Source organism: Mycolicibacter algericus DSM 45454 (assembly GCF_002086455.1).
GTDB lineage: Bacteria > Actinomycetota > Actinomycetes > Mycobacteriales > Mycobacteriaceae > Mycobacterium > Mycobacterium algericum.
Genome location: NZ_MVHC01000002.1, coordinates 171,380 through 185,692, shown reverse-complemented (window position 1 = coordinate 185,692; position 14,313 = coordinate 171,380). Strand labels below are relative to the sequence as shown.

Here is a 14,313-nt window from a genome sequence, read left to right as displayed (position 1 = left end):
ACTCACCCCATGGTTTTTGCTCGACGCAATCAGAAAGGCGTGGTTATGTCCGTGAAACTGCTCACCGTCGGTATGGGCTTGGCGGCCGCGATCGCCGTGCCGGGCGTGGCGGTCGCTGAAGTGCCGAACCAGCCCCCGCTCACGGTGTTTCACGCGCCGCATCCGCAGGACCCGCCGCCGGCCACGAACCTGCCGAGCGCCGAGCGACTCACCGGAATCCTCGACAACCTGGTCGATCCGCAGGTTCCCGCGGAGGTGAAAAGCGGCTTGGTGGCCGGTGGTTTGCAGCGGCACCAAGCCGATGTGTTGGACCATCAGCTGCGCCGATTGGGCCACCACGGTGGGCTTCCGCTGACCTTCACCGCGACCGACATCGCGTCGACCGGTCCCGACACCGTCAGTGCCGATATCACCGCCACCGGACCCGGGTTGCCGGCCCCGATCACCAAGCCGGTGACCTTCACCGACCAGAACGGCTGGATGCTGTCCCAGAACGGGGCCGACGAGCTGATGGAGGAGATCGTCGGCCGGCTGCCGCACTGAGTCGGGCAGCGATCAAAGAACGGCCCAGCGCGGGAGCGCTCAAGAACGGCTGAGCCGGGCGAACATACCCTTCTGCGTCTTGTAGAGGCGGGGAAATTCGGCGAAGAGCCGGTCGTAGGCCGCACGGTTGCCCGCGTCCGGCTCGAAGACGCCGTCGAGGGGGATCAGGTCGTGTAGTTCGTCGCGGTCGAGTTCGCCCATCCCGATACCGGCGAACAAGGCCGCACCGCGCAACTGCGCGTTGAGCGGATCGGCGACCCGTTCGCAGGTGCGGCCGCACACGTCGGCGATGATCTGGCACCACAGCTCCGAGCGGGCTCCGCCACCGACGATCCGGATGGGTCCGGTAGTGGTGGTGAACCGGTTGACGCAGTCGAGTAGCCAGCGGCTGTTGTAGGCCACCCCTTCCAGCACCGCCCGCACCAGATCGGCGCGGGTGGTGTCCAGTGACAGATTGTGGAAGCCGCCGCGGGCATTGCGATCGTCGATGGGGGAGTGCTCGCCTTTGAGCCAGGGGGTGAAGATCACCCCGTTCGAACCGGCCGGCGCACCGGCGGCCAACGCGGTCAGCGCGGGATAATCCAGGTCGTCGAACAGGTTGTCGCGCAACCATTGCAGCGCCCGGCCGGCGGTGTCCTGATTGTTGACCAGCAGGTAGCTCGCCGGGTCCAGGCCCGGCACCGTGGCGAGTTGGTGAAACGCATCGGTTTTCTTGACTGTCATCGGGCAACTGATCCACGACGTGGTGCTGATGGTCAGGTGCAGCTCGCCCGGTCGCACCGCGCCGGAACCCACCGCCGCGCTGTGCATATCCGGGGTGCCGGTGACCACCTGCGCCGCAGCGGAGATGCCGAGTTCGGCAGCGACCGCCGGTGCCACGCGGGAGATGATCGAGCCGGTCGGCACCAGCGGCGGCAGCTTGGCCCGTTCGACACCTGCCAGTCGTACCAGCACGTCGTCGTAGTCGAGCACTGCCAGGTCGCGGTTGTCGGTGAGCCACGAGGCCATCATCGAAGCGCGAGACGCCGCGGCCCGGCCGGTGAAGCACATGCTCAAGTAGTCCACCGGCTCCAGGAACCAGCGGGCCGCGCCGGCGACCACCGGGTCGTCGTGTTGCAGGTGCAGCATGTGCCCGACCGGGTCATCGCCGCTGGGCGACGGGATGCCGCCGTTGCGGCGAAGCCAACTGAGCAACGCCCGCGGGCGGTAGCCGGCCAGTGGGCCGCCGAACACCTTGCGGCTGTGGGGCGCCCCGCGGGTGTCCATCCACATCACGCACGGACCGACCGGGCGGCCGTCGGCGTCGACCGGGACGGTGCTGGCCCACTGCCCGGTGATCGACACCCCGGCCACCTGGTCGCCGCGCACGCCGCTGTCGGCCAGGCCGCGTCGGGTGGCGTCGCGGATGATCGCCCACCACAGCCTGGCGTCCTGGGTGGCCGCGCCGCCGGGGCCGTAGCTGGTCGGCACCGAGATGAGGTCCGACCACAGCACGGTGCCGTCCAGCGCCACCAACCCGACCTTGGGTCCGCCGGTACCGAGGTCGACGGCGAGGACGACGCGATCGGCGCGCGGTGTCATGAGAGCCGCGTCATGAAACAGGGGGCAGAGACTGCTGCGTGTCGAGCATCCGCTCCATGAACCCCTCGATGAATTGGGCTGCCTCGTCGGTCATTCCACCGGGGACCCCGCCGTAGATCGCGGCGCTGATCGGCGCCTCGCCGGCGGCGGTCTTCTGCTTGGCGTACGCCACCGCGTCGTCGAGGTCGGCGGCGAACGCCGCGGTCACCCCGGGCTGCGTCTGCGGCCGGGTGACCGCCATGTGGATCGCGTTGGGGTACTGCTGGCCGTTGAACCGCCAGCCGCCTGCCTTCATGGCGTCGGCGACGTGGTAGATGTCGAACTCGTTGGAGCGGAACGCGAAGCAGAACGTCGGCGAACCCATGATCATCAGCTCCGGGTGGCTGCGCACCGCGTCCTGCATCACAAACGCGGTCTGCAGGATCGCCTTGGCGTAGTCGCGGTATCCCTCGCGGCCCAGCTGCACCATCGAGGCCCACGCGGCGGCGATCAACCCGCCGGAGCGGGAGCCCTCGATGCCCGGTGAATGGTATTTCCCGCCGCTCCAGTCCGGCAGGTAGAAGTACTGCGCGTTGCGGTAGGCCTTGTCGCGGAAAAGCAGGGTCGACGCGCCCTTCAAGGAGTAGCCGTACTTGTGGTTGTCCGCCGAGATACTGGTGACGCCGGGCACCCGGAAGTCGAAAAGGGGTACAGCGTCCCCGTAGCCCAGCTCCTGGGCGAACGGCAGCACGAATCCGCCGAGGCAGGCGTCGACGTGCAGGCCCACCCCGCGGTCGACGGCCAGCTCTCCCAGCTCCGGGATCGGGTCGACGGTGCCGTAGCCGTAGTTACAGGCCGACCCCATGATCGCGATGGTGTTCTCGTCGATGTTGTTCGCCACCCAGTCCACGTCGACCTGCGTGGTCTGCGGATCAATCGGCGCCCGGCGAAGCTCGATGCCGAACAGGTGACAGCCCTTGTCGAAGGCCGGGTGACCGGTCTCGGGCTTGATGAAGTTGGGCCGGGCGACGCTTCGCTTTTTAGGGTGCTTGGCGGCGTGCTCACGGTAGGCCAGCAGCGCGTGGATGATGCTGCCGGTGCCGCCGGTGGTGACCATGCCGGCCGGTTCGCCATCGCTTACGGCGTCGGCGTGCATCAGGTCCAGGGCCATCGCGATGATCTCGCCCTCGAACTTGGTCGCCGACGGGCAGATGTCACGCTGCAGCACGTTGACGTGGGCGAACAGCCCGAACGCCTCGTCGAGGAAGCGGTAGTGCTCGCGGTCGCCGCAGTACATGGTCCCGGATACCTTGCCGGTCTCCCAGGTCGGGTCTTCGGCCTGCGCCATCTCCCGCAGTTCGGCGAGCACCTCCTCGCGCGAGCGGCCGCGTTCGGGTAGCACGCGGTTCACCGTGAAGCGATCGGCGTAGGGGAAGTCGGACATGCCGTTCCTCTCTTCTGCGCGAGCGTGCGCAGATGTACCGGGATCCCGGCGTGTCGGCGTGCAAACGCGCACGTTCGCGCCGGGAAACGTCCCAGAAAGTAATCTAGTGCCTATGGGTGTGGCTGATGATCGTCGCTTCGAGGTGCTGCGCGCCATCGTCGCAGACTTCGTCGCGACAAAGGAACCGATCGGGTCCAAAGCACTGGTCGAGCGGCACAACCTCGGGGTCTCCTCGGCGACGGTGCGCAACGACATGGCCGTGCTGGAGGCCGAAGGCTACATCGCCCAGCCGCACACCAGTTCCGGGCGGGTGCCCACCGAGAAGGGTTACCGGGAGTTCGTCGACCGCATCGACGAGGTCAAACCGCTCTCGAGCGCGGAGCGCCGGGCGATCTTGTCGTTCCTCGACTCCGGAGTCGACCTGGACGACGTGCTGCGCCGGGCGGTGCGCACCCTGGCACAGCTGACCCGCCAGGTGGCCGTCGTGCAGTACCCGACGCTGTCGGTGTCCACGGTGCGCCACCTCGAGGTGATCGCGCTGACCCCGGCGCGGCTGCTGCTGGTGATCATCACCGACTCCGGCCGGGTCGACCAGCGCATCGTCGAACTCGGTGACGCCATCGACGACCACCAGCTGTCCCAGCTGCGCGAACTGCTCGGCGCGGCCTTGGACGGCAAGCGGATCTCGGCGGCCTCCACCGCCGTTGCCGAGCTCGCCGGGCACCTGGACGGGCGCAGCGGGCTGTCGCCCGGCCTGGCCAACGCGGTCGGGCGGTCGGCCATGGTGCTGCTGGAATCGCTGGTCGAGCACCGCGAGGAGCGACTGCTGCTCGGCGGTACTGCCAACCTGACTCGCAATGCCGCCGACTTCGGTGATTCGCTGCGGTCGGTGCTGGAAGTACTCGAGGAGCAGGTCGTGGTGCTGCGGCTGCTCGCGGTGCAGCAAGAAGCCGGTAAAGTCACGGTGCGCATCGGTCACGAGACCGAGGCGCAGGAGATGGCCGGCGCCTCGGTGGTGTCCACCGCCTACGGCTCGCAGGGCACCGTGTACGGAGGTATGGGGGTACTGGGTCCCACCCGGATGGATTATCCGGGAACCATTGCCAGTGTCGCTGCGGTTGCAATGTACATCGGTGAAGTGCTCGGGGCTCGATAATCTCCGATCGGAAGTAGTTGGGAAAGGTCAGTCGTGGCACGCGATTATTACGGACTGCTGGGCGTCGATAAGGGCGTCAGCGACACCGAGCTCAAGCGCGCATATCGCAAGCTGGCTCGCAAATACCATCCCGACGTCAACCCCGACGAGGCGGCGCAGGCCAGGTTCAAGGAGATCAGTGCCGCCTACGAGGTGTTGTCCGACCCGGAGAAGCGCCGCATCGTCGACCTCGGCGGCGATCCGCTGGAGAACGGCGGCGCTGCCGGGAACGGATTCGGCGGCTACTCGGGCTTCGGCGGCCTCGGCGACGTGTTCGAAGCCTTCTTCGGCGGCGGCACCACCTCGCGGGGTCCGGTCGGCCGGGTCCGGCCGGGGACGGACTCACTGCTGCGGATGCGCCTGGACCTCACCGAATGCGCGACCGGGGTGACCAAGCAGGTGACGGTCGACACCGCGGTGCTCTGCGATCGCTGCCAGGGGCGCGGCACCCACGGCGATTCCCGCCCGATGGCCTGTGACACCTGTCACGGCCGCGGCGAGGTGCAGACCGTGCAGCGCTCGCTGCTCGGCCAGGTGATGACGTCGCGGCCGTGCCCCACCTGCCGCGGGGTTGGTGAAGTGATCCCGGACCCGTGCCACCAGTGCGCCGGCGACGGCCGGGTGCGGGCCCGCCGTGACATCAGTGTGAAGATCCCCGCCGGTGTCGGCGAGGGGATGCGCGTCCGGCTGGCCGCTCAGGGTGAGGTGGGGCCCGGCGGCGGACCGGCCGGCGACCTCTACGTCGAGGTGCACGAGCAGCCCCACGAGATCTTCGCGCGCGACGGCGACGACCTGCACTGCCACCTCTCGGTGCCGATGGTCGACGCGGCGCTGGGCACCACGGTGGTCGTCGACGCGATCCTCGACGGCCCGACCGACATCACCATCCCGGCCGGCACCCAACCGGGGGCGACCCTGGTGTTGCGCGGCCACGGCATGCCGCAGCTACGTTCCGGCGCGCGCGGTGACCTGCACGCCCACGTCGAGGTGGTGGTGCCCGAGCGGCTGGACCAGCACGACATCGAGCTGCTGCAGCAGCTCAAACAGCACCGGGAACGCGAGACCGCCGAAGTCCGCACGTCACACGCATCGCACGGCGGCGGACTGTTCAGCCGGCTGCGCGAGACGTTCAGCGGCCGCTGAGACTTGGCCGGCCTGTTCTATGTCGAGGCGCTGCCCGAGGTGGGTGCGCTGGCCGACATCGACGGTGACGCCGGGTTCCATGCCGCGACGGTGCGCCGGATCCGCCCCGGCGAGCAGCTGACGCTGGGCGACGGCGTCGGCGTGCTGGCCGAATGCCGGGTCGAGCACACCGACCGGGCCGGATTGCGGGTTCGGGTAGTCGAGCGCAAGGTTGTCGACGCGCCCGCCCCACCGGTCACGGTGGTGCAGGCGCTGCCCAAATCCGAACGGTCCGAGCTGGCGATCGAGCTGGCCACCGAGGCCGGCGCCGACGGGTTCGTGGCGTGGCAGGCCGACCGCTGCGTCGCCCGCTGGGACGGTGCGCGGGCCGACAAGGGCCTGCGGCGGTGGCGGGCGGTTGCCCGGGCGGCGGCCGGGCAATCGCGGCGCGCCCACATTCCGCCGGTGGAGGGCGTGCTGGGGACTGCCGAGCTGGTCTCGTGGGTGCGTGAACGGGTGGCCGGCGGTACCACGGTGTTGGCGCTGCACGACGGGGCCGGCGCGGGGTTGCCGGCGGTGGCTGCCGCGTCGGCGTTGGCGCTGATCGTCGGCCCGGAAGGCGGTATCACCGACACCGAGCTGGCGGCGCTGACCGATGCCGGCGCTGTTGTCACCCGACTCGGTCCGACGGTGCTGCGCACCTCCACCGCGGCGGCGGTTGCGCTCGGGGCGCTCGGGGTGCTGACGCCGCGCTGGGGGTGAGGCGGTGGACCTGGCCATCGGCGACGGCTACGCGGTGTATCGAGGCCCGATAGGCAGCGGTGGACCCATACACCGTCACGGCGCCTTCCAAATCGTGATGAGCGAATGCGGCGAGGTCGCGCTGGTGGATCCTTGCGGAACCCGTCATCAGGGCCCCGCGCTGGTGGTGGCCCCGATGGTGCCGCACCGGATCATCGCCGCGCCCGATCTGGTCACCTACTACATCGACCCGCACTGCCGGTTTGCCGACCGGTTGCGGCAGCGATACCAGACCGGCATCGCGATCGCCCCGGAACTGGCGCAGCTGCGTGATCAAGACATCGTCGACGCGTGCCGAGCGCCGTCGCATCAGCTCGACCCCCGACTGGTGGCTGCGCTGGCACTGCTGGACAGGGTGCACATCTCGTTGCCGGAACTGGCGGCGACGCTGGATGTTTCGCCGCAGCGGCTGCGTGCCTTGGCGCGACGAGAGCTGGGCATGCCGCTGACCCGGTGGCGGATTTGGTCCCGGTTGCGCCGGGCCGTCGGGGGATTGCGGTCAGGTATGCCGATGGCCGAGGCCGCGGTGGCGGCCGGGTTCTCCGACCAAGCCCACTTCACCCGGCAGATGCAGGAGATGATGGGGCTGACGCCGTCGGTCGTGTTGCAGGCGCTGGGCTCTCACGGTTTCCGGGCGACATAGACCGAGATCGACCCGGTGACGGTCGCCACCACCTCAGCTTCAGCCACCTCGGCGAAGCCGGCTGCCGAGATCAGCTCCGGGAGAACCCCGTCGGCGTTGGGTTGGGTGTCGATCTTGCCGTCGGCCAACTGGACGATTCGGAACGCGGTGCGCATCAACCGGGTCCGCTGCAAGCCGTAGTCGGCGATGACCAGCCGGCCGCCGGGCCGCAACACCGCGAACATCGACGCCAATATGGCGCGCTTCATCGCCATCGGGCACTGGTGCAGCACCAGGCTGGACATCACCCCGTCCACCGATTCCGCGCCCACCGCCTCCACCAGCGCGTCGCCCATCCCGGTCAGCCAGCGCACCCGGCGGCCGGGATCCTTGCCCCGCGCCACCGCCAGGATCTCGGGGTCGGGGTCCAAGCCGGTCACCTGAGCCTGCGGCTGCACCCGGGCGGCCAGCACCGCCAGCGACCCGGTGCCGCAGCCCACGTCGAGGATCGCCTCGTCCGGTTGTGGCGCCAGGTGCTCGACCGTCAGGCCTCGCCACAGCCGCTCTCGCGTCATCGCCACGACGGCGTCGAAGAAACGGGCCGGCGCCAGTCGGCCCAGGGCAGGAGTGAAGGCGTTCTCGCTCATGGCCGCGAGTCTCCGCGCCGCGACCGTTCGCGTCTTGAACGAATCGCTCGCTCCGACCGCCGATACGCTGCGGCAGCGCCGGGAGGCCGGCCCGCGTACAAGCGCTGGGAGCTGACGGCGGCCGACGGTAGACTCACAGCAACCGGCTGACCCGCTGATACCCGGCGCTGACCAGAAAGCAGGCATCGAAAACCCCGTGACGCCCCGCGATACCCCCGCTGCCGTGCCGGCCTCGCAGGTTCGCAGCAGTGTCGATATTCCACCCGACCTCGTCGTGGGTCTGCTGGGTTCCGCAGATGAGAACCTGCGCGCCCTGGAACGCCTGCTGGCCGCCGACCTGCATGTACGCGGCAACGCCGTCACCTTCTCCGGGGAGCCGGCCGACGTTGCCCTGGCCGAGCGGATCGTCTCCGAACTGATCGCGATCGTGGCCGGCGGCCAGGCGCTGACCCCGGAAACGGTGCGCCACAGCGTCGGCATGCTGACCGGCGCCGGCGCCGCCAGCGCCTCGCCCGCGGAAGTCCTGACCCTCGACGTCTTGTCGCGGCGCGGCAAGACGATCCGGCCCAAGACGCTCAATCAGAAGCGTTACGTCGACGCCATCGACGCCCACACCGTCGTGTTCGGCATCGGGCCCGCCGGTACCGGCAAGACGTACCTGGCGATGGCCAAGGCCGTCAACGCCCTGCAGACCAAGCAGGTCACCCGGATCATCTTGACCCGTCCGGCGGTGGAGGCCGGTGAGCGGCTGGGTTTTCTGCCCGGCACCCTGAGCGAGAAGATCGACCCGTATCTGCGTCCGCTCTACGACGCGCTGTACGACATGATGGATCCGGAGCTGGTCCCCAAGCTGATGAGCTCGGGGGTGATCGAGGTGGCGCCGCTGGCCTACATGCGGGGACGCTCGTTGAACGACGCGTTCATCATCCTCGACGAGGCACAGAACACCACCGCCGAGCAGATGAAGATGTTTCTGACCCGGCTCGGCTTCGGCTCGAAGATCGTGGTCACCGGCGATGTCACCCAGATCGACCTGCCCGGCGGCGCGAGATCCGGGCTGCGGGCGGCCGTGGACATTCTCGACGACATCGATGACATCTATGTCGCCGAGCTGAGCAGCGCCGACGTCGTCCGGCACCGGTTGGTCTCCGAGATCATCGACGCCTACTCACGCCATGAAGCCGAACAATCCCAGCCGGGACTGACGATGAACCGGGCGGCCCGGCGGGCGTCTCAGGGCCGGTCGCGCCGGTGAGCATCGAGGTCTCCAACGAATCCGGTCTCGACGTCTCCGAGGTCGAACTGGTCAGCGTCGCCAAGTTCGTGCTGGCCAGGATGGACGTCAACCCCGGCGCCGAATTGTCGATGGTGCTGCTGGACACCGCCGCGATGGCCGACCTGCACATGCGCTGGATGGATCTGCCCGGACCCACCGACGTGATGAGCTTCCCGATGGACGAACTCGAGCCCGGCGGGCGCCCGGACGCCCCCGAGCCCGGGCCCTCGATGCTCGGCGACATCGCGCTGTGCCCGGAGTTCGCCGCCGAACAGGCCGCGGCGGCTGGGCATTCGCTCGGTCAGGAACTCGCGCTGCTGACCGTGCACGGCGTGCTGCACCTGCTGGGCTACGACCACGCCGAGCCCGACGAGGAAAAAGAGATGTTCGCGCTGCAGCGCCGGCTGCTTGAGGAGTGGGTCGCCGACCAGGTGGAGAGCTACCGGGTGCAGACCCAGAGCGAGAAGGACCGCCGGTTGCTGGACAAGTCCCGGTACTTCGACGAACCGTGACCGAAACACCGCTGGTAGTCGGCGTGATCGCGCTGATCGGTCTGGGCGGGCTGTTCGCGGCGATCGACGCCGCGGTCAGCACCGTCTCGGTGGCGCGCGTCGCCGAACTGGTCCGCGCGAAACGGCCGGGTGCGGTGTGGCTGGCCAAGCTGATGGCCGAACGGCCCCGCTACATCAACCTGGTGGTGCTGCTGCGCATCATCTGCGAGATCACCGCCACCGCACTGCTGGTGTTCCTGTTGCACGCGGTGCTCGGGCTGGACTGGGGACTGTTCGCGGCCGCGGCCGCCATGGTGGTCGTGAGCTTCGTCGTGATCGGGGTGGGGCCCCGCACCCTGGGGCGGCAGAACGCCTATTCGATCGCCCTGGCATCAGCGCTTCCGCTGCAAGTCCTTTCGGTGCTGCTCGCCCCGATCAGCGGTCTGCTGGTGCTGCTGGGTAACGCGCTGACCCCGGGCCGGGGATTCCGCAACGGGCCGTTCGCCTCCGAGATCGAGTTGCGCGAGGTGGTCGATATGGCGCAGCAGCGCGGGGTGGTCGCCGCCGACGAGCGCCGGATGATCCAGTCGGTCTTCGAGCTCGCCGACACACCCGCCCGAGAGGTGATGGTGCCGCGCACCCAGATGGTCTGGATTGAACACGACAAATCAGCCGGCCAAGCCACCTCTTTGGCGGTGCGAAGCGGTCACTCCCGGATCCCGGTGATCGGGGAGAACGTCGACGACATCCTCGGCGTCGTCTACCTGAAAGACCTTGTCCAACAAACTTATTACTCGACAAACGGCGGGCGGGACACCACCGTGGCGCAGGTGATGCGCCCAGCGGTGTTCATGCCCGACTCCAAGGCGCTCAACGCCTTGCTGCATGACATGCAGCGCGCCCGCTACCACATGGCGCTGCTGGTCGACGAATACGGCGCGATAGCGGGGCTGGTCACCATCGAGGACGTGCTCGAGGAGATCGTCGGCGAAATCGCCGACGAGTACGACCAAGGCGAAGTGGCGCCGGTGGAGGCTTTGGGGGCCAACAGGTTCCGGGTTTCGGCGCGACTGCCCATTGAGGACGTCGGTGAACTCTACGGGATGGAGTTCGACGCCGGCCTCGACGTCGAGACCGTCGGCGGCTTGTTGGCGCTGGAACTGGGCCGGGTTGCGCTGCCCGGCTCCGAGGTAGTGTCGCACGGACTGCGGTTGCGGGCCGAGGGCAGCCGCGACAGCCGCGGGCGGGTGCGGATCAGCACCGTTCTGGTCAGCCCGGTCGACCACGACGGTCAGGAGGCCGCAGTTGAGCAGTGATCTGCCGGGCGGACAACCCGCCGCGAGTGCGCCGAGCGTGCACTCATTGCGAAAGTCTCCGCGAGAACTCGCGCTGAGTACACGTTCGGCGAAAGGTCGCTCGTGAGCGAATTCCATTCCGGCTTCGTGTGTTTCGTCGGCCGGCCCAACACCGGAAAGTCCACCTTGACCAACGCTCTGGTCGGCGCGAAGGTGGCGATCACCTCCAACCGGCCACAGACCACCCGACACACCATCCGCGGCATCGTGCACCGCGAGGACTTCCAGATCATCCTGGTCGACACCCCCGGCCTGCACCGCCCCCGAACGTTGCTGGGCAAGCGGCTCAACGAGTTGGTCAAGGACACCTACGCGCAAGTCGACGTCATCGGCCTGTGCATCCCGGCCGATGAGGCGATCGGCCCGGGGGACCGCTGGATCATCGAGCAGATCCGCGCTGTCGCCCCCAAGACGAAACTGCTGGTCGTTGTCACCAAGATCGACAAGACCTCCCGAGATAAGATCGCCGCCCAACTGGTCGCCGTCGGTGAGTTGGCCCCCGAGGCCGAGATCGTCCCGGTCTCGGCCGTCAGCGGCGAGCAGGTTGACGTACTCATCGGCGTGCTGGCCGGGGCGCTACCGGTCGGCCCGGCCTTCTACCCCGACGGCGAGTTGACCGACGAGCCCGAAGAGACCCTGATGGCCGAGTTCATCCGGGAAGCCGCCCTGGAGGGGGTGCGCGACGAACTGCCGCATTCGCTGGCGGTGGTGATCGAGGAAGTCCGCCCGCGTGAAGACCGTGACGACCTGATCGAGGTGTACGCGGTGCTCTACGTCGAACGCGACAGCCAGAAGGGGATCGTGATCGGCCGCGGCGGCTCCCGACTGCGCGAGGTGGGAACCGCCGCCCGCTCCCAGATCGAAAAGCTGTTGGGCACGAAGGTCTTCTTGGATCTGCGGGTCAAGGTGGCCAAGAACTGGCAGCGCGACCCCAAACAGCTCGGCCGGCTGGGGTTTTAGAACCGGCGTACGCCGCCGCGCGAGCCGGCGGACAGCTCCGCCGGCCGGGGCGCGAGACCCCGGACGGTCCCCGCTCGTGGCCGGACCGGGGACACATTCCCTCGCCGGCAGGCGCCATTGGGTACATTCCAGGGGTGCTGGAACCCAAGTCGCTGGTTGTCTCCACTGTTGGCCTGCTCATGTGCGCGCAAGCACTGACCGGTTGCGGGGGCGGCCAAAAGCCGATCGATACCACCAAGCTGTTCAACGTCGAGTCGACGTTCGGCTCGGAATACAAGACCCAGACCAAGGGTCCCAACGATATCGATCCCAAGATCCTCGGGCCGCAGAAGATGCCGCCCGGCGTGACGTTCGATCCCTCGGACTGCGCCGACTACGCGGCCAGCAGCGGTCGCCCGCCCAAGGGCATCCGCGGCAAGATGTCGATGGTCTCGATCGTCGGCAACGGCAACCAACTGGTCGCCATCGCCATGCAGGCCGACCAGGACCTGCCCTACGACGAGTCCGCCGCCGAGAGGTGCAAGCACGTCTCCTTCCAGGCCGGCAAGCTCACCGGCTACCTGGATGAGACGGATGCGCCCGAGATCGATCACGCCAAGACGGTGGGCTCGCACTCCGAGATCGAGATCACCGGCAAGGACGGCCAACAGCAGTCCCGCGAGTCCTACACGTTCACCGCCTACCTCGGCAGCGCCCTGGTGCAGGTGACCGCGAACCCGCAGGCGGTACGCGGTCAGCCGCCGGGCATGGTCGACGCCGATCGGGCGCGCCAGCTGCTGGCCGACGCGGTGTCCGCGCTGCGCAGCTAGATGCGCACGCCGTCGGCGCGGGATCGGCGGTGAACGCGCGCGAGCCCCGCGTCATCGTGATCGGCGCGGGCATCGCCGGCATCACGACCGCGCATGTGCTGCGTGAGCGCGGGTTCACCGACATCACCGTGCTGGAAAAGGGTTCCGACGTCGGCGGCGTCTGGCACTGGAATCGCTATCCGGGGCTGCGGTGTGACGTGCCGTCGCAGATCTATCAGTTCGGGTTCGCGCCGAAACCCGACTGGCGGCATGCCTGGGCCACCGGCACGGCGATCCAGCGCTACCACCGCGACGTCGTCGACCGGCTCGGGCTGGCGCCGCTAATCCGGCTCGACACCGAGGTCACCGCCGCACAGTGGGATGAGCGCCGACATTGGACCCTCACCACCGCCGCCGGTGAGCAGCTGGTCGCCGACTTCGTGGTCTGCGCGACCGGTGTGCTGCACCATCCGTTCACCCCCGACATCCCGGGGCTGGCGAATTTCGCCGGCCCGGTTGTGCACACCGCCCGCTGGGACGACGGACTCGACACGGCCGGGAAGCGGATCGCGGTGATCGGTACCGGGTCGACCGGTGTGCAAGTGGTGTCCGCGCTGCAGCCCGCTGCGGCGTCGATCGACCACTACGTGCGTTCGGCGCAGTGGATCCTGTGGGCGCCCACGTCGCTGCGGCAAATCCCGGGTGCTGCAGCGGTGCTGGCGCGGTTCCCGACGCTGCACCGGGCGCTGTACCGGCTCATGACCTTCGGCGGGTCGGCGCTGTTGACCGACGTCACCACCCGCCCGTCGTGGCGACGCCGGACGGTCCAGGCCTATGCCCGAGCATGTCTGCGGATTCAAGTGCGGGACAAAGAATTACGTGCCAAACTCACACCCGACTACCAGCCGTTGTGCAAGCGCCAAGTGGTGTCGGGAAGCTACTATCGGGCGATCCGCGCCGACAACAGCAACCTCGTCACCGGCGACATCGCCGAAGTCACCCCGAGCGGGATCCGCACCGCCGACGGCGCCCACCGCGACACCGACGTCATCGTGCTGGCGACCGGGTTTCACGCCCACAACTACATGCGCCCGATGCGGTTGCTCGGCCGCGACCGGCTCAGCATCGACGACGCGTGGTCCGCCGGCCCGCGCGCTTACCGGATGACCGCGATCCCGGGCTTCCCCAACCTGTTCACGGTATTGGGCCCGAACTCGCCCACCGGGTCGATCTCGTTGCAGTACACCTCCGAGCTGACCGCGCGTTACATCGCGCAGTGGCTGGAGAAGTTCCGGGACGGAGAGCTGGCGAGCGTCGAGGTCACCGAGGAGGCGACGGCACGGTTCAACGACGAGGTCGCCGCCGCGATGGGCCCGACGGTCTGGAACACCGGCTGCAACTCGTGGTATCTGACCGAGGGCGGCGCCGTCGACTTGTGGCCGTTCGACCGCGCGACGATGAACGCGATGCTGGCCGGTCCGGACCTGGCGGACTTCCACCTGAGCTGAG

Annotated in this window: 14 protein-coding genes; 11 read left to right on the top strand and 3 right to left on the bottom strand. The window is 68.6% G+C overall.

Going from position 1 to position 14,313, the window contains the following annotated elements; all coding sequences use genetic code 11:
• The first annotated feature begins 45 nt into the window (after positions 1 to 45).
• Complete coding sequence (locus BST10_RS02775) at positions 46 to 543, top strand: MTB12 family secreted protein (RefSeq protein WP_083036295.1); 498 nt, start codon at positions 46 to 48, stop codon at positions 541 to 543.
• Between the two features lie 39 nt (positions 544 to 582).
• Here BST10_RS02775 and BST10_RS02770 read toward each other — a convergent pair whose 3' ends face one another.
• Together BST10_RS02770 and BST10_RS02765 are read right to left on the bottom strand one after the other, a co-directional pair.
• Positions 583 to 2,124 (bottom strand): xylulokinase, encoded by a 1,542-nt coding sequence (locus tag BST10_RS02770; RefSeq protein ID WP_013828483.1) that lies wholly within the window; start codon positions 2,122 to 2,124, stop codon positions 583 to 585.
• Between the two features lie 10 nt (positions 2,125 to 2,134).
• On the bottom strand, positions 2,135 to 3,547 hold the full coding sequence (locus BST10_RS02765) for a pyridoxal phosphate-dependent decarboxylase family protein (protein WP_083036294.1): 1,413 nt from the start codon (positions 3,545 to 3,547) through the stop codon (positions 2,135 to 2,137).
• 112 nt (positions 3,548 to 3,659) lie between these two features.
• Here BST10_RS02765 and hrcA point away from each other — a divergent pair, with 112 nt between their 5' ends.
• Genes hrcA through BST10_RS02745 form a run of 4 tightly spaced genes read left to right on the top strand, consistent with a single transcriptional unit; the run spans position 3,660 to position 7,308 of the window.
• Positions 3,660 to 4,703: a heat-inducible transcriptional repressor HrcA gene (gene hrcA / locus BST10_RS02760; protein ID WP_083036293.1), complete on the top strand. Its 1,044-nt coding sequence runs from the start codon at positions 3,660 to 3,662 to the stop codon at positions 4,701 to 4,703.
• Between the two features lie 33 nt (positions 4,704 to 4,736).
• Positions 4,737 to 5,885 carry a molecular chaperone DnaJ gene (gene dnaJ, locus BST10_RS02755; protein ID WP_083036292.1) on the top strand — a complete coding sequence of 383 codons (1,149 nt, stop codon included), beginning with the start codon at positions 4,737 to 4,739 and terminating at the stop codon, positions 5,883 to 5,885.
• 3 nt (positions 5,886 to 5,888) lie between these two features.
• On the top strand, positions 5,889 to 6,626 hold the full coding sequence (locus BST10_RS02750; protein WP_013828487.1) for a 16S rRNA (uracil(1498)-N(3))-methyltransferase: 738 nt from the start codon (positions 5,889 to 5,891) through the stop codon (positions 6,624 to 6,626).
• Positions 6,627 to 6,630: 4 nt separating this feature from the next.
• Positions 6,631 to 7,308, top strand: a complete 678-nt coding sequence (locus BST10_RS02745) for a helix-turn-helix domain-containing protein (protein ID WP_235673575.1) — start codon at positions 6,631 to 6,633, stop codon at positions 7,306 to 7,308.
• On the opposite strand, the gene BST10_RS02740 is transcribed toward BST10_RS02745, so the two are convergent.
• Entirely contained in the window at positions 7,287 to 7,934 is a 648-nt protein-coding gene (locus BST10_RS02740) for a class I SAM-dependent methyltransferase (RefSeq protein ID WP_083036291.1), read from the bottom strand. The genes BST10_RS02745 and BST10_RS02740 overlap by 22 nt on opposite strands.
• Before the next feature lie 196 nt (positions 7,935 to 8,130).
• Here BST10_RS02740 and BST10_RS02735 point away from each other — a divergent pair, with 196 nt between their 5' ends.
• The 6 genes from BST10_RS02735 to BST10_RS02710 all read left to right on the top strand — a co-directional run bounded on the left by BST10_RS02735 (position 8,131) and on the right by BST10_RS02710 (position 14,312).
• Complete coding sequence (locus tag BST10_RS02735; RefSeq protein ID WP_013828490.1) at positions 8,131 to 9,189, top strand: PhoH family protein; 1,059 nt, start codon at positions 8,131 to 8,133, stop codon at positions 9,187 to 9,189.
• Positions 9,186 to 9,722: an rRNA maturation RNase YbeY gene (ybeY, locus tag BST10_RS02730; protein WP_013828491.1), complete on the top strand. Its 537-nt coding sequence runs from the start codon at positions 9,186 to 9,188 to the stop codon at positions 9,720 to 9,722. The genes BST10_RS02735 and ybeY overlap by 4 nt, the downstream gene beginning before the upstream one ends.
• Positions 9,719 to 11,017, top strand: coding sequence for a hemolysin family protein (locus tag BST10_RS02725; protein WP_013828492.1), 1,299 nt, complete (start codon positions 9,719 to 9,721; stop codon positions 11,015 to 11,017). Before ybeY ends, BST10_RS02725 begins: the two co-directional genes overlap by 4 nt.
• A 102-nt stretch (positions 11,018 to 11,119) precedes the next feature.
• The gene (era, locus tag BST10_RS02720) at positions 11,120 to 12,016 is read left to right on the top strand and encodes a GTPase Era (RefSeq protein WP_013828493.1); all 897 of its coding nucleotides are present in this window, start codon (positions 11,120 to 11,122) and stop codon (positions 12,014 to 12,016) included.
• A 134-nt stretch (positions 12,017 to 12,150) separates the two neighbouring features.
• On the top strand, positions 12,151 to 12,825 hold the full coding sequence (locus BST10_RS02715; protein WP_041317626.1) for a DUF5642 family protein: 675 nt from the start codon (positions 12,151 to 12,153) through the stop codon (positions 12,823 to 12,825).
• Between the two features lie 29 nt (positions 12,826 to 12,854).
• The gene (locus BST10_RS02710) at positions 12,855 to 14,312 is read left to right on the top strand and encodes a flavin-containing monooxygenase (protein ID WP_083036290.1); all 1,458 of its coding nucleotides are present in this window, start codon (positions 12,855 to 12,857) and stop codon (positions 14,310 to 14,312) included.
• Position 14,313 lies beyond the last annotated feature (1 nt).